Annotated in this window: 23 protein-coding genes; 13 read left to right on the forward strand and 10 right to left on the reverse strand. The window is 62.0% G+C overall.

Going from position 1 to position 21,265, the window contains the following annotated elements:
• The first annotated feature begins 1 nt into the window (after position 1).
• Positions 2-1,024, forward strand: a complete 1,023-nt coding sequence (locus GIW48_RS17920; protein WP_099549642.1) for an alpha/beta hydrolase — start codon at positions 2-4, stop codon at positions 1,022-1,024.
• Entirely contained in the window at positions 1,024-2,211 is a 1,188-nt protein-coding gene (locus GIW48_RS17925; protein ID WP_236462803.1) for an MFS transporter, read from the forward strand. The genes GIW48_RS17920 and GIW48_RS17925 overlap by 1 nt, the downstream gene beginning before the upstream one ends.
• On the opposite strand, the gene GIW48_RS17930 is transcribed toward GIW48_RS17925, so the two are convergent.
• Complete coding sequence (locus GIW48_RS17930) at positions 2,204-3,025, reverse strand: AraC family transcriptional regulator (RefSeq protein ID WP_236462806.1); 822 nt, start codon at positions 3,023-3,025, stop codon at positions 2,204-2,206. The two genes, GIW48_RS17925 and GIW48_RS17930, sit on opposite strands and share 8 nt — an antisense overlap.
• Before the next feature lie 97 nt (positions 3,026-3,122).
• On the opposite strand from GIW48_RS17930, the gene GIW48_RS17935 reads away from it, so the two are divergent.
• Complete coding sequence (locus GIW48_RS17935; RefSeq protein WP_017138958.1) at positions 3,123-4,334, forward strand: MFS transporter; 1,212 nt, start codon at positions 3,123-3,125, stop codon at positions 4,332-4,334.
• Positions 4,335-4,444: 110 nt separating this feature from the next.
• Entirely contained in the window at positions 4,445-5,605 is a 1,161-nt protein-coding gene (locus GIW48_RS17940) for a GGDEF domain-containing protein (RefSeq protein WP_017138959.1), read from the forward strand.
• On the opposite strand, the gene iolG is transcribed toward GIW48_RS17940, so the two are convergent.
• Together iolG and GIW48_RS17950 are read right to left on the reverse strand one after the other, a co-directional pair.
• The gene (gene iolG, locus GIW48_RS17945) at positions 5,602-6,606 is read right to left on the reverse strand and encodes an inositol 2-dehydrogenase (RefSeq protein WP_236462810.1); all 1,005 of its coding nucleotides are present in this window, start codon (positions 6,604-6,606) and stop codon (positions 5,602-5,604) included. The two genes, GIW48_RS17940 and iolG, sit on opposite strands and share 4 nt — an antisense overlap.
• Positions 6,607-6,639: 33 nt before the next feature.
• Positions 6,640-7,665, reverse strand: a complete 1,026-nt coding sequence (locus GIW48_RS17950) for a LacI family DNA-binding transcriptional regulator (protein WP_236462813.1) — start codon at positions 7,663-7,665, stop codon at positions 6,640-6,642.
• A 123-nt stretch (positions 7,666-7,788) separates the two neighbouring features.
• Between GIW48_RS17950 and GIW48_RS17955 the strand changes: the two genes are divergently transcribed.
• From GIW48_RS17955 to GIW48_RS17965, 3 genes are read left to right on the forward strand one after another with little or no spacing between them, the layout of a single operon-like run.
• On the forward strand, positions 7,789-8,634 hold the full coding sequence (locus GIW48_RS17955) for an SDR family oxidoreductase (RefSeq protein ID WP_017138961.1): 846 nt from the start codon (positions 7,789-7,791) through the stop codon (positions 8,632-8,634).
• Entirely contained in the window at positions 8,634-9,758 is a 1,125-nt protein-coding gene (locus GIW48_RS17960; protein ID WP_236462816.1) for a phytanoyl-CoA dioxygenase family protein, read from the forward strand. Before GIW48_RS17955 ends, GIW48_RS17960 begins: the two co-directional genes overlap by 1 nt.
• Before the next feature lie 42 nt (positions 9,759-9,800).
• The gene (locus tag GIW48_RS17965; RefSeq protein WP_017138963.1) at positions 9,801-10,724 is read left to right on the forward strand and encodes a sugar ABC transporter substrate-binding protein; all 924 of its coding nucleotides are present in this window, start codon (positions 9,801-9,803) and stop codon (positions 10,722-10,724) included.
• A gap of 73 nt (positions 10,725-10,797) precedes the next feature.
• Here the strand turns inward: GIW48_RS17965 and GIW48_RS17970 are convergent, their stop codons facing one another.
• Together GIW48_RS17970 and GIW48_RS17975 are read right to left on the reverse strand one after the other, a co-directional pair.
• Complete coding sequence (locus GIW48_RS17970) at positions 10,798-11,220, reverse strand: MAPEG family protein (RefSeq protein WP_017138964.1); 423 nt, start codon at positions 11,218-11,220, stop codon at positions 10,798-10,800.
• On the reverse strand, positions 11,213-11,518 hold the full coding sequence (locus GIW48_RS17975) for a DUF2834 domain-containing protein (RefSeq protein ID WP_026013836.1): 306 nt from the start codon (positions 11,516-11,518) through the stop codon (positions 11,213-11,215). Before GIW48_RS17975 ends, GIW48_RS17970 begins: the two co-directional genes overlap by 8 nt.
• 83 nt (positions 11,519-11,601) lie before the next feature.
• On the opposite strand from GIW48_RS17975, the gene GIW48_RS17980 reads away from it, so the two are divergent.
• On the forward strand, positions 11,602-12,384 hold the full coding sequence (locus tag GIW48_RS17980) for a helix-turn-helix domain-containing protein (RefSeq protein WP_099549636.1): 783 nt from the start codon (positions 11,602-11,604) through the stop codon (positions 12,382-12,384).
• Positions 12,385-12,439: 55 nt separating this feature from the next.
• Positions 12,440-14,140 (forward strand): amidase, encoded by a 1,701-nt coding sequence (locus tag GIW48_RS17985; protein ID WP_177033235.1) that lies wholly within the window; start codon positions 12,440-12,442, stop codon positions 14,138-14,140.
• A 318-nt stretch (positions 14,141-14,458) separates the two neighbouring features.
• Here the strand turns inward: GIW48_RS17985 and GIW48_RS17990 are convergent, their stop codons facing one another.
• The 3 genes from GIW48_RS17990 to GIW48_RS18000 are packed head-to-tail and all read right to left on the reverse strand — an operon-like array spanning position 14,459 to position 15,889.
• The gene (locus tag GIW48_RS17990) at positions 14,459-15,196 is read right to left on the reverse strand and encodes a CPBP family intramembrane glutamic endopeptidase (protein WP_236472912.1); all 738 of its coding nucleotides are present in this window, start codon (positions 15,194-15,196) and stop codon (positions 14,459-14,461) included.
• Between the two features lie 7 nt (positions 15,197-15,203).
• A complete protein-coding gene (locus tag GIW48_RS17995) occupies positions 15,204-15,674 on the reverse strand; it encodes a RidA family protein (protein WP_017138969.1) in 471 nt (156 codons plus the stop codon).
• Positions 15,671-15,889, reverse strand: a complete 219-nt coding sequence (locus GIW48_RS18000; protein WP_099549633.1) for a DUF6434 domain-containing protein — start codon at positions 15,887-15,889, stop codon at positions 15,671-15,673. The genes GIW48_RS17995 and GIW48_RS18000 overlap by 4 nt, the downstream gene beginning before the upstream one ends.
• A gap of 257 nt (positions 15,890-16,146) precedes the next feature.
• Here GIW48_RS18000 and GIW48_RS18005 point away from each other — a divergent pair, with 257 nt between their 5' ends.
• A complete protein-coding gene (locus GIW48_RS18005) occupies positions 16,147-16,578 on the forward strand; it encodes a nuclear transport factor 2 family protein (protein ID WP_017138971.1) in 432 nt (143 codons plus the stop codon).
• Positions 16,579-16,594: 16 nt separating this feature from the next.
• Here GIW48_RS18005 and GIW48_RS18010 read toward each other — a convergent pair whose 3' ends face one another.
• Positions 16,595-17,920, reverse strand: a complete 1,326-nt coding sequence (locus GIW48_RS18010; protein WP_236463003.1) for an aminotransferase-like domain-containing protein — start codon at positions 17,918-17,920, stop codon at positions 16,595-16,597.
• Positions 17,921-18,008: 88 nt separating this feature from the next.
• Between GIW48_RS18010 and GIW48_RS18015 the strand changes: the two genes are divergently transcribed.
• Positions 18,009-18,899 (forward strand): DMT family transporter, encoded by an 891-nt coding sequence (locus GIW48_RS18015; RefSeq protein ID WP_236463000.1) that lies wholly within the window; start codon positions 18,009-18,011, stop codon positions 18,897-18,899.
• Here GIW48_RS18015 and GIW48_RS18020 read toward each other — a convergent pair.
• Positions 18,896-19,453, reverse strand: a complete 558-nt coding sequence (locus tag GIW48_RS18020) for a YceI family protein (protein WP_395599751.1) — start codon at positions 19,451-19,453, stop codon at positions 18,896-18,898. The genes GIW48_RS18015 and GIW48_RS18020 overlap by 4 nt on opposite strands.
• A gap of 136 nt (positions 19,454-19,589) precedes the next feature.
• Between GIW48_RS18020 and GIW48_RS18025 the strand changes: the two genes are divergently transcribed.
• On the forward strand, positions 19,590-20,084 hold the full coding sequence (locus tag GIW48_RS18025; protein ID WP_065931619.1) for a PaaI family thioesterase: 495 nt from the start codon (positions 19,590-19,592) through the stop codon (positions 20,082-20,084).
• A 44-nt stretch (positions 20,085-20,128) separates the two neighbouring features.
• On the forward strand, positions 20,129-21,016 hold the full coding sequence (gene yghX / locus GIW48_RS18030) for a YghX family hydrolase (RefSeq protein ID WP_170037701.1): 888 nt from the start codon (positions 20,129-20,131) through the stop codon (positions 21,014-21,016).
• Positions 21,017-21,265: the final 249 nt, after the last annotated feature.

The raw sequence follows: 21,265 nt of genomic DNA on the forward strand, positions 1-21,265 counted from the left end.
CATGAAAAGCCTTTTGCTCGCCCTGAGCGTGCTGCTGACGTCTTTTTCTTCATTGGGAGCCGATATGTCCAACGGTGCTGACAACTTCTACAAAAGCGACAAAGTGACGGTGCAAAACGTCACCTTCAACAACCAGTACGGCATGGCGGTGGCGGGCCATTTGTTCATGCCGAAAAACCTCGCCCCCGGCGCAAAAAACCCAGCCCTTGTGGTTGGGCACCCGATGGGCGCCGTCAAAGAGCAGAGCGCAGACCTCTACGCCACCAAAATGGCCGAACAAGGCTTCGTCACCTTGTCTCTAGACTTGTCATTCTGGGGCGATAGCGCAGGCTCACCACGCAATGCGGTGCTGCCCGACCTCTACGTCGAGGACTTCAGCGCTGCCGTGGATTTCCTCGGTACCCGCCCGCAAGTTGATCGCGAGCGCATCGGTGTGATCGGTATTTGCGGCAGTGGCAGCTTCGCCATTGCCGCCGCGAAGATTGACCCACGCTTTAAGGCAATCGCTACCGTGAGCATGTACGACATGGGTGCGGCCAACCGCAATGGCCTCAAACATAGCGTGACGCTGGCGCAACGTCAGCAGCTGCTGCGCCAGGCCGCCAACCAGCGTTATGTGGAATTCCAGGGCGGCGAGACCGTCTACACCGGCGGCACGCCAGCCACCCTCACCGGCGATGCGGTGGGTGATGAGTTTTACGATTTCTACCGTACGGCGCGCGGCGAATTCACACCCGTCGGCGGCTCACCGCAAACCACCACGCGGCCGACCCTGACCAGTAATGTGAAGTTCCTGAACTTCTACCCCTTCAACGATATCGAGACGCTATCCCCTCGCCCGCTGTTATTGATCGCCGGCGCCGACGCGCACTCACGTGAATTCAGTGAAGACGCCTACCAACGCGCGGCCGAGCCCAAGGAACTGCTGATTATCCCGGGCGCAGGCCATGTCGATCTTTACGACCGGGTCGATCTGATCCCTTTCGACAGACTCGCCACTTTCTTCAAAGGCCACTTGAAATAATGTCCGATAAATCACAGATGCATAGCTGGGCCGCGGTGTTTGCGATGTCGTTGGCGGCGTTCGCACTGGTGGCCTCTGAGTTCATGCCGGTAAGCCTGCTGACGCCGTTGGCCGCCGACCTGCAGATTTCCGAAGGCCAGGCCGGCCAAGGCATCTCGGTGTCCGGTCTGTTCGCCTTGCTCACCAGCCTGGTCATCGCTGCCGTCGCTGCGCGGGTTGAGCGCAAGCGTCTGCTGTTGGCGTTGACCGTCCTGATGATCCTGTCTGGAACCGTGGTGGCGCTGGCGCCGAACTACCTGACGTTCATGCTCGGTCGCGCGCTGATCGGCGTGGCCATCGGCGGTTTCTGGTCGCTGTCGGCGGCGACCGCCATGCGCCTGGTGCCCACGGCCCAAGTACCGCGCGCGTTGGCGATCGTGAATGGCGGCAACGCACTGGCGACAGTGATCGCGGCGCCCTTGGGCAGTTTTCTCGGCGCACTGATCGGTTGGCGTGGCGCATTTTTCTGCGTCGTGCCGGTGGCGGTAGCGGCTGGCCTATGGCTGCTGTTCAGCTTGCCCGCGATCAAGGTGCAAGGCCAGGCCAAGACTGGCAACGTGCTGCGCTTGTTCAAACAGACGCCTGTGGCCCTGGGCATGCTCGCCATCAGCGGCTTTTTCATGGGCCAGTTCATGCTGTTCACTTACCTGCGTCCGTTTCTGGAAAGCGCCACGCGGGTCAGTACCTCCACACTCTCGTTGCTGCTGTTGGTGCTCGGCCTGGCCGGGCTGGCGGGCACTGTGCTGATAGAGCGCGTGCTGAAAAACCGCCTGTATCCTGTGCTGATTGCCATTCCATTGATCATGGCGTTGATCGCCGTGGCCCTGGTGGCCTTCGGCGGCTCGCCGATCACCACAGCCGTGTTACTCGGTTGCTGGGGTTTCGTGGCTACCGCCGCGCCGGTGGGTTGGTGGACCTGGCTGGCGCACGTGTTGCCGGACGATGCCGAGGCCGGCGGTGGATTAATGGTGGCAATCATTCAATTGGCGATTACTGCCGGTGCCACTGTCGGTGGCGTGGCGTTCGACCACAGCGGTTATCAGGCCACCTTTGAACTGAGCGCAGCCACGCTGGGGGTAGCTGCGCTGCTGGCAGGCCTGGCCGCGCGGCACTCAGCGCCGGGGTTGATGGCCAGCCGCCCTACCTGAAAAACTGACTCGGCGTCTTGCCAAACTGTTTCTTGAACATGCTGGTAAAGGCGCTCGGGCTCTCGTAGCCCAGTTCGATGGCAACATCGATAATCTTCTGCCCCACCGCAATCCGCTCCAGCGCCAGCAGCAAGCGCGCCTGCTGGCGCCATTGGCCAAAGGTCAACCCGGTTTCCTTGCGAAACAGACGCTGGATGGTCTTCTGGTCCAGCTCAAGGCGCCCACTCCAATCCTCCACCGTCGACGCATCCCCGGGATCCTGCTGCAGCGCCAGGCAAATCCGGTTGACACGCGGGTCGCCGGGCTGCGGCAACGACAGCGGCAAGGCCGGCAGAATCGCCAGCTCATCGAGGATCAGGTGCATGATCCGCGCATCGCGTGAGTCCTCGGCATACGGCGGTTTCAAACTCACCGACGCCTTGATCAGCTCACTGAGCAACGGTGAAACGCTCACCGCCTTGGTCTCGGTCGGCAGGTTCGGGAACGCATCGGGGCGCACAAACACACTGCGCATTTTCAACGGGCCGACACAGCGCAGCGAGTGGACTTGCCCGCAAGGCATCCAGAAGCCACGATTGGACGGCACCGTCCATTGGTTGTGCGCCGAGTGCACCACCATCACGCCCTCGATGGCGTAGAGTAACTGGTGCTTTTCGTGGCTATGCTCGGGGATCACCCAGTTTTCGGGGTAATCGGTAGCGGAACTGATGACAGCCCAGTCGCCTGCGTCGATTTCCTGCAAAAATTCATTCAGTGGTTTGATCATTTCGCCCTTTTTGCGACAGTTGCCTCCCGAATTTCGTGAGACAGGCATTGGCACCGAATTTAGCATAACCGCCGAAACAATTAGAAATGGGTGCCGGGCTCAAGTACTCGCCACCTCAGTTTGCTGCCCTGTATGGAATGCCTGCATGACGACCGTTACCGCGTCACCCGCCGCTGCAACCACTACACCCCAAGTGAGCCCCTTGGTTATGCGCGTCCTCGGCGCCTGCGCCTTGGCCCACCTGATCAATGACCTGATCCAGGCCGTGCTGCCCTCGATCTACCCGATGCTCAAGGCCAACTACGGGCTGAGTTTCACCCAAGTGGGCCTGATCACCCTGACCTTCCAATTGACCGCCTCGCTGCTGCAACCCTGGATCGGCTACCACACCGACCGCCACCCCAAGCCCTGGCTGTTGCCGGCCGGCATGGTGTGCACCTTGATCGGCATTCTGATGCTGGCGTTTGTCGGCACCTTCCCGGCGATTTTGCTGGCGGCGGCCCTGGTGGGCGTCGGCTCGTCGACCTTTCACCCGGAAACCTCGCGCGTCGCACGCCTGGCCTCCGGTGGGCGTTATGGCCTGGCGCAATCGACCTTCCAGGTCGGCGGCAACACCGGCAGCGCCTTCGGCCCATTGCTGGCGGCGGCGATCATCATTCCTTACGGCCAGAGCCATATCGCCTGGTTCGGGCTGTTCGCCGTGTTTGCGATTCTGGTGCTGTACGGCCTGAGCCGCTGGTACCGCAACCACCTCAACCTGTTCAAGCTCAAGCAAGGCGGCAAGGCCACTCATGGCCTGTCCAAAGGCCGCGTGACCTTTGCCCTGGTGGTGCTGGCGCTGCTGGTGTTCTCCAAATACTTCTACATGACCAGCCTGACCAGCTACTTCACGTTCTACCTGATCGAGAAGTTCCAGCTGTCGGTGGCCAGTTCGCAGATGTACCTGTTCCTGTTCCTTGGCGCGGTGGCCGTGGGCACCTTCGCCGGTGGCCCGATTGGCGACAAGATCGGGCGCAAGAAAGTCATCTGGTTCTCGATCCTCGGCGCGGCGCCCTTCACCCTGGCCCTGCCCTACGTCGACCTGTTCTGGACCGCCGTACTCAGCGTGGTCATCGGCTTTATCATCGCCTCGGCCTTCTCGGCCATCGTGGTCTTCGCCCAGGAACTGGTGCCGGGCAATGTGGGCATGATCGCCGGTATCTTCTTCGGCCTGATGTTCGGCTTCAGCGGCATTGGTGCTGCGCTGCTGGGCTTGCTCGCTGACAACCACGGCATTGAGTACGTGTATAAGATCTGCTCGTTCCTGCCGCTGGCGGGCATCCTCACGATATTGCTGCCTTCGACCAAAGGCGTCTGACCCGCCGATTATCGGCTGGCCGTGTGCTATTAGCCGGAATGCTCTGAAAAACCTGCGTGTGCGCTTACAATCCCGATTTTCAAGCGCACACCCAGGCAGCCCGGCACGACATGACGCTCGACCCTCCTACGATTCTGATTCTGACCATCGCGCTAGCCGCCGCTGCCGCGTTGTATCTGGCCATTGAATGGCGCAGCGTACGCGAGGCTTCCCTGCTGTTCTGGGCCGCAGGTTTTGCGACCATCAGCGTCGGCTCCACCCTGGCGTTGCTGCGCGGCAGTGGCCTGTTAATGATCGGCATCTGGTTCGCCAACGGCTTGCTGGTGACTGCGCACTTTCTGTTCCTGCTCGGCGTGGCGCGTTTTACCCAGGCGCGCCTTTCACCGCTATGGCTGTTGATGCTGCTGGTGTGGCTGGGAATGCTGATGCTTCCAGCCGAGCTCCCATGGTCCAAAGCCATGCTGGCGGTGCAGTCGCTGCTGGTGGCAGCGCCGACTCTGCGCGCCAGCTTTTTGCTGCGCCCGCACGGCAAATCACTCAGCATCGGCGCGGTGCAGTTGCGCTATGTGCTGCTGATCCATGGCGCGTTTTATGTAGCCAAAGCGTTGTCAGTGATGATCCCCGGCACACTGATTGACCTGGCTGCCTTCAAGGGCGAAATCATCCAGGTGTCCCTGGTGGAAGGTGCGATGGCGATCATGTTGATCGCGCTGTCGATGACCGGCTCCGAACGCTACCGCCGCGAGCAGCACATCGCGCGGCTGGCGGCCCGCGACCCACTCACTGCGCTCTTCAACCGCCGCGCCCTTGACCTGCAAGCGCCCCGCCTGTTGGCGCAAGTCTCGTCGGCCCAGCCAGGCGCCGTGCTGTTGATCGATATCGACAACTTCAAAGGGGTCAACGACCTCTACGGCCATACCGCCGGCGACCGTTTGCTCATCGCCCTCAGCGAGATGATCCGCAGCGTCGTACCCCAAAGTGCGTTAGCTGCGCGCCTGGGTGGGGACGAGTTTTTGATTCTACTGAACAACACCTCGACCCAGCAGATTGTCGAGCTGGGCAGCCGCTTGCGTGAACAGTTCCAGCAAGTCGCCGCTGAAACCTTTACCACGCCGGCGCCGGTGACCTTGAGCATCGGCGCCAACCTGTTCGACCAACCACCGGCAAGCCTGGCCGCGCTGATCGAACAAGGCGACACCACGCTCTACGAAACCAAGCGTGGCGGGCGCGACAGCATTCGTCTGGTGGACCAGACCGGCACGTTCGGCTAAAGGTCGTAATGCACCGCTACGCTGCGCCCGGTCTTCACCGACTCCAATGCACTATCGGCCAGGTGCAAGGCATACAGGCCATCACGCACGCTGGTCGGTAGCTCTCGGCCAGCGTTCAGCGCGTCAATAAACTGTGTTAGCTCATTGCGATAAGCATCCGCGTAACGCTCGAGGAAAAAGTGCTGCAACGGCTCCAGCGCTTCGGTGTGGTCGGCACTCCAATGGCGCAACGTGCTGGGGCGGTGGTTGTCGGTGAGCAGCACGCCCGTGGCGCCGGACACTTCCACGCGCTGGTCATAGCCGTACACCGCCTGGCGACAGCAGTTGATGTGGCATTGCTTGCCGGAGGCCGTGCGCAGCAGCACCATCACACTGTCGTAGTCGTCGATGTCGGCCAGGCTCGGGTCCACCAAGCGGCTGGCGAAGGCACTGACTTGCACCGGCTCCTCGCCGAGCAGGTGGCGGGCGGTGTCGAAGTCATGGATGGTCATGTCGCGCAGGATGCCACCGGAGTGTTCCAGGTAGTCACGCGGCGCCAGGCCGGGGTCGCGGCTGGTGATGATCACCTGGCGCACGGCGCCGATCTGGCCGGCGTCCAGCGCTTGGCGCAGGCGCAGCATGTCGGGGTCAAAACGTCGGTTGAAACCGAGCATCACCTTGCCGCCCAGGCGTTCGACGGCTTGGGCGGCGCTGCGGGCCTTGGCGATATCCAGGTCGATAGGCTTTTCGCACAGCACCGCCTTGCCTGCGGCCACCGCTGCCAGCAGCAAGTCGATATGGGTGTCGGTGGGCGTGCCGATCACCACGGCATCAATGTCTTGGCGGGCAAGCACGGCGGCGCAGTCATAGGCCGCTTCGCAGCCCAATTGTGTGCTGAGCGCGTCGACACCTTCGTGCCAGGGGTCGGCCACCAGCACCAGCGTGGCGTTGGGGTGAGCGGCGACGTTGGCGGCGTGGATTTTGGCGATGCGCCCGGCACCTAAAACGGCAATACGTAGCATGGTCGAACTCCTGGCGTTGTTATTGAGGGAGCTTCAGTCCGGCAGGTTGAACGGTGTCACGATCTGCACCTGTGACGGCGCAATCGGCCCGGCTTTCCATAGCCGGTGGTGTTGCAGGATGTGCAAAAACACGCTGCGGGCATCGATCTGCAGGTTGTGGTCGATGATCGCGGCGACTTTTTCTTCCAGCAGCAGCTGGCGATTTTCTTCGTCCAGGTCATGGCCGATAAACACTTCCAGCGGGCGCTCGAGCGCGGTGAAGGCATCGACAATCGCGCGGTTACCGCCGCCGACGCTGTACACCGCCTTGAGTTCGGGGTGTTGCTTGAGGGCCTGGGTGACGCGCTCAAACGTGCGGTCGTACACGCCATAGCCGCCGCTGATATCCAGCACCCGCAGGTGCGGGGCACGCCCACGCAGCCAGGCGCGAAAGCCCATCTCGCGCTCTTCTTCGCCACGGAACAGTTCGCTGCCGATCACCACCGCTACGTCCTGGGGTTGCGCCGGCAGCCAGCGCGACATCAGGTAGGCCGCGGTTTGGCCGGCGGTGCGGTTGTCCATGCCTACATAACCGATGCGCTCGCTTTGCGGCAGGTCGGTGACCAGGGTTACCACGGGAATGCCGGCCGCGATCAGCTGCTTGACGGCCTGATTCACCGCCGGCTCATCCGCCGCTTTAAGCACCACGCCCTGGCTGCCGGTGTCGAGGCAGCGCAGTAATTGGTCATGCATGGCCTGGGGTTCGATTTCTTCAAACAGGTGAAAACGCGGCGCGATGCGAAACGGCGCCAAGCTGCCCAATTGCGCGGTGATCGCCGCCTGCACCGCCGCGCTGAAGCGCTGGGGTGTGTGCATGATCACATCGACGTGAAACGTGCGCCCCACCGCCAGACCGTTTTTTTCCTGGGCCTCCAACTCATCCAGCGCCTGCTCGATGCGCCGGGTGGTCTGCGCATGCACGCTGCCGCGCTGGTGCAACACGCGGTCGACCGTGGCTTTGCTCACGCCGGCCTGGGTCGCGAGCTGCTTGATGGAGAAGTGTTTTGCGCGTTCGAGCATGCGGTTCGCCTGAGGTGTTTTTGAGGTCTTTTTTGGGCGTTACTGAGGTTTTGCAATGCTAGTCTCAGTTTTGCCCGGCGTCGAGCCGGGTCGATAAAACAACAACAATTTCAGGAGAACCGCATGCCTCACACCGATCTCGCCAGCGCATTCAACGGCCAATATTTTGTTGTCACCGGCAGCACTCAGGGGCTGGGCGCTGCCGTGGCACATACCCTGGCGCAGCGTGGCGCTGCCGGGCTGATCGTCTGCGGGCGCCGCCGCGCCGAGGGCGAAGAGCAGGTCCGGCAACTGGCACAGCTCGATTGCCAGGCATTTTTTGTCGAGGCCGACCTGGAAAACGTCGAGGATTGCCGTGCGATCATCGACGCAGCACGCACCCACTTCGGCACCTTGCACGGGCTGGTGAACTGCGCCGGCATGTCGGATCGCGGCACTATTCTCGACACCTCGCCCGAGCTGTTTGACCGGCTGTTTGCGGTGAACGTGCGGGCGCCGTTTTTTCTGATGCAGGAAGCACTCAAGCTGATGATCAGCACCGGCGTGGAAGGCGCGGTGGTGAATATCCAGAGCATCACCGGGCATGGCGGGCAATCGTTTTTGAGCGCCTATGCGGCGTCCAAGGGCGCGCTGGCGATTTTGACCAAGAACGTGGCGTTCAGCGCATTGCGTAATCGCATCCGCGTGAATGGCCTGAATATCGGCTGGATGGACACGCCTCACGAGGATCAGATCCAGCGCCAATACCACGGCGCGCAGGACGGCTGGCTGGCCGAGGCCGAGCGCGCGCAGCCGTTCGGGCGGCTGCTCAAGCCCGAAGAAGTGGCGCAAAGCGTGGCGTTTTTGCTCTCGCGTGAAGCCGGGATGATGACCGGCTCGGTGATCGACCTGGAGCAAGGCGTGGTCGGCTGCACCGACAGCGGCAGCCCGCAACCGCACCAGGCGCTGAGCCTGCCGGGAGGTGTGTGATGTCGGCGTTCGTGACCGGCGCGGCGGTGCGCCTGGCGGATTTCAGCCGTATTTGCGCCCAACGGACCAACGCCGAGGACTACCCGCTGTGTGCCGAGGTGGTGAGCAATGTGCCGATCTATCAGGCCGGCACTTTACGCAACAGCGAGCGCTTGCGCGTCATGGATGAGCTGCATCACCTGTTCCGCGACGGGCCTGGGGTGATGGTGGTGCGCCAGGCCTATGAAGACCTGGCGGTGGTCGATCGCCATAGCCAGGTATTCGAGGCGATCTTTGCCCATGAGGCTGCGCAAGGCGTGGCCTCCGACCATTTTGCCCAGGCCGGCAGCAACGGGCGCATCTGGAATTCGCTGCAGAAAGCCGCGCTGCAGTCGCCGGAATCGTTTGCCGAGTACTACGCCAACCCGCTGCTCGGTTTGATCGCCGAAGCGTGGCTGGGGCCGAGCTTTCAGATGACCGCGCAAGTGAACGTGGTCCACCCTGGCGGGCAGGCGCAACAGCCGCACCGTGACTATCACCTGGGCTTTCAGACCACTGAGGTGGTTGAACGCTTTCCGCTGCCGCTGCATCTGTTGTCGCAATACCTGACGCTGCAAGGCGCGGTGGCCCATTCGGATATGCCGCTGGAAAGCGGGCCGACCCAACTGCTGCCCTTCTCCCAGCAATACCCGCTGGGTTACCTGGCCTGGCGCTGCGCAGAGTTTATCGACTACTTCCAGCAGCACGCCGTGCAATTGCCGCTGAACAAGGGCGACCTGCTGTTCTTCAACCCGGCGCTGTTCCACGCGGCGGGTACCAACCGCACGACCCACCATCGGCGTATGGCCAACCTGCTGCAAATCTCGTCGGCGTTCGGCAAGCCCATGGAAGCCCTCGACCGCGACCGCATGATGCTCGCGGTGTACCCGGTGTTGCTGGCCAACCCTGCGTTGAATGCCGAAGCGGTGATCGCCTGTACGGCCGACGGTTATGCCTTCCCCACCAACCTCGACACCGACCCGCCCTTGCACGGGCTCGCCCCGCAAACCGGGCAGCAATTAATGCAACAAGCCCTTGACGAACGCTGGCCCTATTCAGACTTCGCCGCTGCCGTGGCGCAACTGCGGGCCAAGCGCCAGGCGTGAATCCCACTGCTTTTACAACAACAAAAAGAACGGAGCATAACCATGAAGAAGCAACTCCTCGCAGCACTGCTGACCCTCGCTGTTACGCCCTGGGCCTGGGCGGATATACGTATCGGCGTGAGCATCGCCCAGGTCGACGATGTGTTCCTCGCACAGATGCGTGACTACATGGCGGCCCACGCCAAGGAGCTACCCGGCGTGACCCTGCAATTTGAAGACGCCCAGGGCGATGTGGTGCGCCAACTCAATCAGGTGCAGAACTTTACCGCCCAGGGCATGGACGCGATTATCGTCAACGCGGTGGACACGGCGGCCACGCAGAAAATGACCGTCAATGCCCAGCAGGCCAAGATCCCGCTGGTGTACGTCAACCGCCGCCCGGAGTTCCAGGACGTGCCGCCGGGCGTGGGTTATGTTGGCTCGGATGAGATCAAGGCCGGGGAAATCCAGATGCGCTACCTGGCAGAGAAAATGGGCGGCAAGGGCAACCTAGCGATCATGCTCGGGCTGTTGTCCAACAACGCCACGCACAACCGCACGCTGGGGGTGAAGACGGTGCTCAAGGATTACCCGGACATCAAGATTGTCGAGGAGCAAAGCGCCGAATGGCAGCGCGGCAAGGCGATTGACCTGATGAGCAACTGGATTGTGTCCGGACGCAAAATCGATGCCGTGGCGGCGAATGCCGATGAAATGGCGATTGGCGCCGCCATGGCGATCAGCCAGGCGGGCATGCAACCGGGCAAGGATATCCTGGTGGCCGGCAGCGATGGCGGCGCAGCGGGGCTGGACGCGGTGAAGAAGGGCCAGTTGCTGGTGACGGTGTATCAGGACAACAAAGGCCAGGCCGTCGGCTCGATTGATCTGGCGGTGAAGATGGTCAAGAAGGAACCCTATGTGGCTGAGCTGACCATTCCTTATCAGCAGATCACCAAAGACAATTACCAGGCGTTTCTGAACCCTTAATCCCTTGCCTATGGCCAGGTTTTCTTGTGGCGAGCGGGCTTGCCACAATAAGTTTGCTCAGCCATGGGGGATTTCATCTCAGCCTCAAGACCACCAGGGCACCGAGCCCGAAGAGGCAGGCCACGCCCACTGCATAGGCCAGCGTGCGCCAGGGTTGCAGCCCTGCCAGATACGTCACCGTGTGCGCCAATCGGGCCAGGGTAAACACGCCAAAGAGCCAACCCGTGACATCCTGGGAACTCCCCAGCGCCACACATAATCCGCCCAACACAAAAAACAGCGGGATGTTTTCCAGGTCATTGGCCCACGCCCTTTGCGCCCTCACGACGTGCGGCAATTCTTGTGGCTGCGCCATGCGGCTGAAGAACGCCGCATCTTCAAGGTTGGTGAACGCCCGCCGCCGAATCCGCCAAAAACCCTGATAGCAGGAAATCGCAAACATTTTCAGGCACAGCACCAGCACACAGCCTGCGTAGATAGCCAGCAGGTCATTCATCGCGCAACCCATTGACGACGATATAAAGCAACGGCCCCACCGAAACAAACACCGCCGTCAGCGCAAAATACGGCAGCACAGACACGACTGACCGCCCGCGCCCGCGCGCATCCCGATACATCCACACACACGCCAGCACCGCCATCAGGTACAGGTCGATCACCACCTGCGCGGTGTCCGGCCGCGACATCAATTGCCGCCCGAAAGCCAGCAGCGATTGCTCGGCGGTGAGCATCGTCACCAGTGTATAGAGTGAAAATCCAACTAACCCGACCAGGGCAATAGAGGGTCTGTGCATGGTCTCGTCCTTGAAGTGAATGAAGCTCACGATAGTGATAAGGTCTTGGCCCTCGCAATGACCTCACAGGTTATGAACCCGCCATGGACACTACTGCCGGCGACCAACTGCGCCAACTGCGTCGCCACGCCAAGCTGAGCCAGCTGGACCTGGCGCTGATCACCGGCGTTTCGCAACGCCACCTCAGTTACATCGAAACCGGTCGCGCCAAGCCGAGCCCGGGCACGTTGCACAATTTACTGACCGCGCTGGATGTGCCGCTTGAGCAGTGCAATCGCGTGTTCCTCGCCGCCGGCTACGCGCCACGCTACACCGCCACCCCGCTCGCCTCACCGGCCATGGCCGCGATTCGCGAAGCCGTCAGCCATGTGTTGCACGCCAATAACCCGGCCCCGGCGATTCTGCTCGGCAGCCAATGGCAAGTGCTGGCGGCGAATGCGAGTACCGGCGTCCTGTTTGAATTGTTGGGGCTTGAACCGGATGCGGCAGACGGGCTGAACCTGCTGACCACGCTGCTGCAAACCGGCGGCTTTGGCGACCACCTGATCAACGCCGAAGAGATCCGCACGCTTGCCTGGCAACGCGCCAGCCGGGAGGCGTTGGGCAATCCTGAATTGGCGGTTTTATTAGCCAGCCTGCCGACGCCCACCCACACCGAACCACCCGGCCACATGCCGCCCTTGGCGCTGACGCGCATCCGCTCACCCCAGGGCGAGCTGAGCTTTCTGTCGACCTTCACCACGTTCGGCATGCCCCAGGACATCACCCTCACGTCGCTGCGTATCGAGCATCTGATTCCGGCTGACGAGCCGACGTGGCAAGTCATGCGCGCCGCCTATGCGGAGCATGCCGCGCTGGTTTTGTGAAATATCTGTCCGTAGACTGCCGCCATACCTCCCACTTGAAGGCGGCGAAAAAAACGTGATGCAAGTTACCGAAGTCTCCATTGCCCAACTGCGCGCGGCGCTTGAAACCGGCCAGACCACTGCCGTTGAACTGGTAAACGCCTACCTGGCGCGGATCGATGCCTATGACGGCCCGCAGACCGCCACCGCCTTGAACGCCGTGGTAGTGCGCAACCCTGAAGCCCTCAAAGAAGCCGAAGCGTCCGATGCGCGCCGGGCCAGGGGCGAAACGTTGGGGCCATTGGACGGCATTCCCTATACCGCCAAGGACAGCTACCTGGTCAAGGGCCTTACGGCCGCATCCGGCAGCCCGGCCTTTGCCAAGCTGGTTGCGCAGCGCGACGCCTTCACCATCGAACGCTTGCGAGCGGGCGGCGCCATCTGCCTGGGCAAGACCAATATGCCGCCGATGGCCAATGGCGGGATGCAGCGGGGTGTGTATGGCCGTGCCGAAAGCCCTTACAACGCCGACTACCTGACTGCACCATTTGCCTCCGGTTCGTCCAACGGCGCGGGTACCGCCACGGCGGCAAGCTTCGCCGCCTTTGGTGTGGCTGAAGAAACCTGGTCGAGCGGGCGTGGCCCGGCGTCCAACAATGGTTTGTGCGCCTACACACCGTCCCGTGGGGTGATTTCGGTACGCGGCAACTGGCCGCTCACGCCGACCATGGACGTGGTGGTGCCCTATGCACGCACCATGGCCGACCTGCTGGAAGTGCTGGATGTGGTGGTCGCCGAAGACTCCGACACCCGTGGCGACCTGTGGCGCCTGCAGCCCTGGGTGCCAATCCCAAGCGTAGCGTCGGTGCGCCCCGTGTCTTACGCCGACTTGGCGGTAAGCAGCGAAGCCCTCGCCGGTAAACGTTTCGGCGTGCCGCGCATGTACATCAATGCCGACCCCGAGGCGGGCACCAGCGAAAAGCCCGGCATTGGCGGGCCGACCGGGCAGAAGATCAACACCCGCGCCAGCGTGATCGACCTGTGGGAAGCTGCACGCAAGGCGCTGCAAGCCGCCGGCGCCGAAGTGATCGAGGTGGATTTCCCGCTGGTGTCCAACTGCGAAGGCGATCGCCCTGGCGCGCCAACCGTGTTTACCCGTGGCTTGGTTTCCAAGGAATTCCTGCACGACGAATTGTGGGAACTGTCGGCCTGGGCCTTCGATGACTTCCTGCGCGCCAACAACGACCCGGCGCTCAACCGCCTGGCGGATGTCGACGGGCCGAAAATCTTCCCGCACGACCCGGGCACCCTGCCCAACCGCGAAGATGACCTGGCCGCCGGCATGGACGAATACGTGCGCATGGCCGAGCGCGGCATCACGCCGTGGAACGAGATCAGCACGGTGCCGGACGGTTTGCGCGGCCTGGAGCAAACCCGGCGCATCGACCTGGAAGACTGGATGGACACGCTTGGGCTCGATGCGGTGCTGTTCCCGACCGTGGCCGATGTAGGCCCGGCAGATGCCGACGTGAACGAAGCCAGTGCCGACATCGCCTGGAGCAATGGCGTGTGGGTCGCTAACGGCAACCTCGCCATCCGCCACCTCGGCGTGCCCACCGTCACCGTGCCGATGGGCGTGATGGCCGACATCGGCATGCCCGTCGGCCTGACCTTTGCCGGTCGTGCTTACGATGATTCGGCGCTGCTGAGCTTTGCCAGCGCGTATGAAGCCACCGGCAGCAAACGCCTGATCCCGCCGCGCACACCGCCGTTGTAAACATTGTGGGGGCTGGTTTCCAGTGACAACGATGCTGACTGACCCGACGCTATCGCAGGCAAGCCAGCTCCCACAGTTTTGGTTGTGTTGCACATCAAGCCATGCATCAGGTGACTGACAGACCGTCTTCGCGAGCAAGCCCGCTCCCACATTTTGACTGTATTTCAAGTCGAGCTATGTAGGGCTCCCACAGACCGAACGCGGTCAACCTGTGGGAGCTGGCTTGCCTGCGATGGCGACCTTCCAGTGACAACTATGCCAACTGACCCGACGCTATCGCAGGCAAGCCAGCTCCCACAGTGCTGGTTGTGTTTCAGGTCAGGCCATGTAGGGCACGGCGATCAGCAGGATGGCGGTGCCGTGGGCGAGTGCGGCGGGCAGTACGCCGTAACGCATGCGCACCAGCGCACAGGCCAACCCTTCAAGCAGGGTGAACAGCAACACCGGCCAGCCCAGTTGGGTAACGCTTAAGGCCAGGAACCCATGGCAGGCTGCAAAGGCCACGCCGCTGATCAACGCAGCGCGCAATGGCGAAACCTGTTGCTCCAGGTAACCCTGCAAAAAGCCGCGGAACAGCACTTCCTCCAACGCATTGGCGCCATAGGCCAATACCACCATGCCCGGCAACCACACCCAGTAGCCGTGGAACTGGCTTGCATCAATGCCTTGGTAAACCCGCAGTGGCACGCCGATCAAACAGCCGACCACAACCCCCACCGCCATGCCAACCAACGGGTTGCCAATGGACCAACGCATCAACCGCCACAACTCGGGTGCCAGGCGTGAGAGCAGCATGATCAGCAGCACCGACAGCCCGCCGAGCGCCGCCAGTACGAAGGCATTGCCACTGAATGCGATCTGCACATCGCGACTCACCGCCCACATACCCAGCGGTGTCATCACATCGCGCATCAGCACAAACGCCACCAGCAGAATCAGGATGCGCATCGCCACCTGCGCTCTCGGTGTCAACGCGAACCACGCACCAAACAGCAGCAGACCCGGCGCCAAGTGCACGGCGTAGTCGATCAGTACCTCAAGCCCTTGGGTAATCATCGGTCACTCAACCGTGTGCGACAGCAATCATGTCGATCTCGACCGCCGCCGACTTGGGCAACTGCATCACCCCCACCGACGTGCGCGTGTGCACACCGGCAGCGCCGAGGATTTCGTGGAACAGGTCCGACGCGGCGTTGGCCACTTCACTTTGCTGATCAAAGTCTTCTGCGCTGCGCACATACACGGTGATACGCACGAGGGTCTTGACCTGATCCAGCGAACCCAGCGCTTGCTTGAGCAACCCCAGGCAACGCAACGCGCTGATACTGGCGGCGATTTGCGCCTGGGCCAGGGTCAGGCTTTCACCGACCTTGCCCGGCAGCATGAGGGTATCACCGACACGCGGAATCTGGCCGCTGATGTACAGTTGGTTGCCATCGCGCACCAACGGCGTGTAGTTGCCGCCGATTTTGAATTCCTCCAGCAGGTAGCCGATGCGTTCCTGGGCAGCCTGGTATTTTTCGTCGCGTGTCATGGGCGTGCGTCCTCGTTGCGGCGTTTCCACTCATCCACCACATCGCCCAAGGTTTTGGGCATGTCGTTGCGAATCCAGGCCATGAACGGCCGGTCGAACTTGAACGTCGGGCCGCAGTGTTCGAGCATGAAACGGCGAACGTTCTGGGTATTTTTGTAGTGTGGGGTCACGGGAGTTGCGCGGGTGATGGCGTCGCTGTGCCAGTCAAAATCCATGTTGTCTCTCGGGCGGCTTGTTATTTGCGCAGTAGCATAGCGATCGGCTTGTTGGGCTGGAAGCGACAAGGTGTACCGCCCTCAGTTATTTATTGTGTTGGGACGTCGTACAAGAAGCTATGTGATTTACGACGCCATCTAGCTTAATCTTTTCGAGATATTTCAAAATTTCACTTTCCTTGCCCCCCGAAAATATTGCATGGTTGTACGACGACTTAAGTTGTCGTGTTCACCCCAACAACAATAAGGAAACACCCATGCCAAACGTCAAAGTGCTGATCGGTTTTCTGTGCCTGTTCACCGGCTACGTCGCAGCTGCGCCTGCCCCGGCCGAAAAGGATGTGGCTCAAGCGGTCGACCAACTGACCCAAGCCATGCTGCACCTGGACCTCAAGGCGCTGCACGCGCTGACGTCCGACAAGCTCACCTATGGCCACTCCAGCGGCAAGGTGCAGAACAAAGCGCAATTTATCGCTGACCTGGAAACCCACACCAGCGCGTTCAAAACCCTCGAAATGCAAAACCAGACCATCACCCTGGACGGCGACACCGCACTGGTGCGCAACCACTTTCACGCCCTGGCCGTGAACAGCGGCGTCGAAGTGCCGACCGATATCGACAACTTCCAGGTCTGGCAGAAGCAAAAAGGCAAATGGCTGCTGATCGGGCGTCAGGCTTACAAATACTGACGCCAAGCGGTGCGGCTTACCACCGCACCGCTTCCCGGACCTTCAGCAGCGCCTCACCCAGCGCGGCCATGCTCACCGAACCCAGCGCCAGGCGCAGCGCGTGCGGCACCGTGGCCGAGACCGCAAACGGCTCGGCGGTGGACACGGAAATCTGCTCGCGCTGCAAGGCCATGGCCACCTGATCGGCCCGCGCCTCGTCCCCCAGCGGCAACCACAAAAAATACGAACACGGATGGCTGATGTAAGGCACGCCTTTGAGCACCTGCGCAGCCAAGGCTTGGCGTGCACGTGCGTCCTGGCGCTTTTGTGCTTCGAGCTGCGCGACGGTGCCGTCCTCGATCCAGCCCACCGCAATCGCGCTCATCACACCGGGCACGTTCCAGGTGGTGGCCATGATCGTGCGCTCCAGTTTTTTCACCCACTCCAACGGCGCGGCGATAAACCCGACGCGCAAACCCGTGGCAACGCTTTTGGATAACCCGCCCACGTACACCGTGCACTCAGGCGCCAATGTGGCCAGCGGCGGTGGCGCGTCTTCGGCCAAAAACGCGTAGGCCGCGTCCTCAATCAGCATCAGATGGTGCTCACGCGCGATGGCAATCAGTTGCACTCGTTGCGCAAGGCTCATCACCCACCCCAACGGGTTATGCAGGGTTGGAATGCTGTACACCGCACGCACCGGGCGCCTGCGGCACAGCGCGTGCAGGAACGCCAGATCCGGGCCGCTGGCGGTCACGGGAATGGCGACGATTTCCAGGTGCAGGGTTTCGGCCAACACCTTGAAGCCTGAATAGGTCAGCGCATCCACGGCAATTACATCCCCAGGCTTGAGCAACGCCATCATCGTCACCGCCAGGCCGTGCTGGGCGCCGCTGACCATCAGCACCTGCTCCGCCTCAACCGCCAGGCCTCGGCTCAATAGATGCCGTGCCACGGCAGCGCGCTCATGCAAGCGACCGGCATGCGGCTGGTAACGCAACAGCGCTTCCAGGTCGCCCGACAGCGCCAATTGGCGCAGAGCGGTGCGCAGCAGGTCTGCCTGACCGGGCAGCGAGGGGTAATTGAAGTTCAGGTCGAGCATGCCGGTGGCCACATTCATCTGCCCACTGCCCTGCCCCGGCGGCAACGCGATTTCCCGCACAAAGGTGCCGCGCCCGGTTTCGCCGCTGACCAGGCCCATGGCTTCAAGCTCCGTGTACACCCGGCTCGCGGTGACCAACGCCAGGCCATGTTCAGCCGCCAATTGCCGGTGCGTGGGCAGGCGTGTGCCGGGCGCCAGTGCGCCTCTGCGGATGTCTTGGGCAAAGGTGTCGACCAGCGACTTGTAGCGGGCGCGCGGCATAGGCGGTGTATCCATGACAATTTTTTGATTGTCTTAATCCTGGCCCCTAGGATGGTGTTTACGCAACCACCTAGTTCGAGCCCTCACCATGGAACGCACCGCAAGCCTCACTGCACCGGATACCAGCGCCCAAGGCTGGATTAACGGCTTTATCGGCGTCGTCATCTTCAGCGGCTCCTTGCCAGCCACGCGTCTGGCGGTGATGGAGTTCAACCCGGTGTTTCTGACCATGATCCGCGCCGCCATTGCCGCCATGCTCGGCGTGCTGTTGTTGTGGTTGTTCAGGGAAAAACGCCCTGCACGCCACCAATGGGGGCCGCTGGTGATCGTCGCCCTGGGTGTGGTGATCGGTTTTCCACTGCTCACGGCACTGGCGCTGCAATACGTGACCTCGGCGCACTCCATCGTGTTCATTGGCCTGCTGCCGCTGGCCACTGCAGTGTTTGGTGTACTGCGTGGCGGCGAGCGGCCGCGCCCGGTGTTCTGGGTGTTTTCGATTCTCGGCAGCCTGCTGGTGATGGGCTACGCCGTTGCCCAAGGCTTGAGCGCCGCGCCGGCCGGTGACCTGCTGATGCTGTTGGCCGTATTGGTGTGCGGCCTGGGATACGCCGAAGGCGCCACGTTGTCGCGCAGCCTGGGCGGCTGGCAGGTGATCTGCTGGGCGCTGGTGGTGTCGTTGCCGGTGGTGGCGCCGTTGAGCGTGATGCTGGCGCCGGCAACCCTCACGAGCATCAGCCTGCCGGCGTGGCTGAGCCTGGGCTATGTGTCGCTGTTCAGCATGCTGATCGGCTTTGTGTTCTGGTATCGCGGCCTGGCCCAGGGTGGCATCGCTGCGGTCGGCCAGCTGCAGCTGCTGCAGCCGTTTTTCGGCCTGGCGCTGGCGGCGGGCCTGCTGCATGAGCAGGTCAGCCTGGGCATGCTGCTGGTGACGGTTGCGGTGATCGGCTGTGTGGCCGGGGCCAAGAAGTTTGCCCGTTAGCGCTGCGGCGCAACCATCTTGAATTTGATGTTGATGTCATTGGACACCACGCTGTTGCCCGCCCATTCACCCTCACCAATCTTGAAGTCGCTGCGCTTGAGGATGAACGCCCCGTCAAACACGCCGATGCCGCTTTGCTCCTTGAGCTGCACCTCAATATCCACCGGCCGCGTGATGCCCCTGATCGTCAGGTTGCCGGTGATCTTGTAGCGGTTATCGCCCAGCGCCGTGGCGCCATTGGACTCATACACGCCCACAGGATAGGTCGCGGTGTCGAACCACGCCGGTTGCTGCAATTGGGTATTGGCGTCCTGGCTGCCGGCGTCGATGCTGGCGAGCTGGATCTTGAGCAACGCATGCGCCGCCTCGGGCTTTTGCGTGTCGAAGGTCAGGGTGCCTTCAAAGTCACTGAAGGTGCCATACACGCGCTGCCCGAATTGCTGGAAGGTAAAACTGATCTGGCTGGCGGTGCGGTTGACGTCTTTGTATTCCACGGCCTGCGCGTTGCCGAGAAACACACCAAGGAGCACCGCCAGGCTTACAAACAGGGGCATTCGACACTTCATGCAACACTCCGCAAGACAAATGAACAGATGTACTGAGCTAACACGCCATGCCATGGTTTTATTCCCTTTCGCAGCGTGCCCTGCTAAACAGAGTAGTCGCCAAAAGAAACAATAAGGACTTTGCATGCACACCCCTTCCCTGCAGGACATCACCGCGCCCGAAGGCATCTGCTACGGCTGCGGCGGCAGCAACCCCCATGGCCTGCACATCAAAAGCCGTTGGGATGCCGATGGTATCCATGTGATCGCCGAGCACCTGCCCGAAGCTCAATACAGCGGCTGGCCGGACCTGGTCTACGGCGGCCTGATCGCCATGCTGGTCGACTGCCACTCCAACTGGACGGCCATGGCCTACCACTACCGCAACGAACTGCGCGAGCCCGGCAGCCTGCCGCGCATCGACTGCGTGACCGGTAACCTGGGGATCAAATTCATCAAGCCCACGCCCATGGGCGTCACGCTGACCCTGCGCGCGCGGGTTGAAGGCGACGTGGGGCGTAAAAGCCGCGTGGTCTGCGAGGTGTACGCCGGTGACGTGCTCACCGCCCTCGGCGACTCGGTGTTCGTGCGCGTCGACACCCGGCAACTGTCAGATTCTGCCCATGGCCGCGAACGTTGATCCTGGTCTACAGTGATGACCACCGCTAATCGAGGACTGCTCCGATGACTCGTCTCACCGCGAAAGACTTCGCCCCCGAACTGCTGGAACTCTACGACGGCTACGCCCACGGCAAGCTCAACCGCCGCGAATTTCTCGACCGCGCCGCGCTGTTCACCTTCGGCGGCCTCACCGCCTCGGCCCTGCTGGCAGCCCTGAGCCCCAACTACGCGCTGGCCGAACAAGTCAAATTCACTGACCCAGACATCGTCGCCGACTACATCACCTACCCCTCGCCCAAAGGCAACGGCACCGTGCGCGGCTACCTCGTACGCCCGGCCAAGGCCAGCGGCAAACTGCCCGCCGTGGTGGTGGTGCACGAAAACCGAGGCCTTAACCCCTACATCGAAGACGTCGCCCGGCGCCTGGCCAAAGCCGGCTTCATCGCCCTGGCACCCGACGGCCTCACCTCCGTGGGCGGCTACCCCGGCAACGATCAAAAAGGCGTGGAACTGCAACAAAAAGTCGACCCCACCAAACTCATGAACGACTTCTTCGCCGCCATCGAATGGCTGATGCACCACGACAGCAGCACCGGCAAAGTCGGGATTACCGGCTTCTGCTATGGCGGCGGCGTGACCAATGCGGCGGCGGTGGCTTATCCAGAACTCGGCGCAGCGGTGTCGTTTTACGGCAGGCAGCCAGAAGCGAAGGACGTGCCACGCATCAAGGCGCCGATCATGCTGCACTATGGCGAGTTGGACACGCGAATCAACGAGGGTTGGCCGGCGTATGAACAGGCGTTGAAGGCCGCAGGCACCACCTATGAGGCGTTTATTTATAAGGGCGCCAATCATGGCTTTCATAATGATTCGACGCCGAGATATGACGAGGCAGCGGCGAATCTGGCGTGGGAGCGCACGTTGGGCTGGTTCCGCAAATACCTGGTCTGAACACGTTCAGAACTGTGGCAGCTAACTTCTTGTGGCGAGCGGGCTTGCCCCGCGTTGGGGCGCGAAGCGGCCCTGACACCTCACGACGCGATACATCTGGAAAACCGCGTTGACTCCCCTGGGGCTGCTGCGCAGCCCAACGCGGGGCAAGCCCGCTCGCCACAACACCCCGCCTCTCAGCTTTGATCGGTGTTGCCTGATCGACATGCAGTGTTAAAGGCCAGCAATCCATATCCCTTAACCTTGCAG

The organism is Pseudomonas sp. PA-6-3C, assembly GCF_021605825.1.
GTDB lineage: Bacteria > Pseudomonadota > Gammaproteobacteria > Pseudomonadales > Pseudomonadaceae > Aquipseudomonas > Aquipseudomonas edaphica.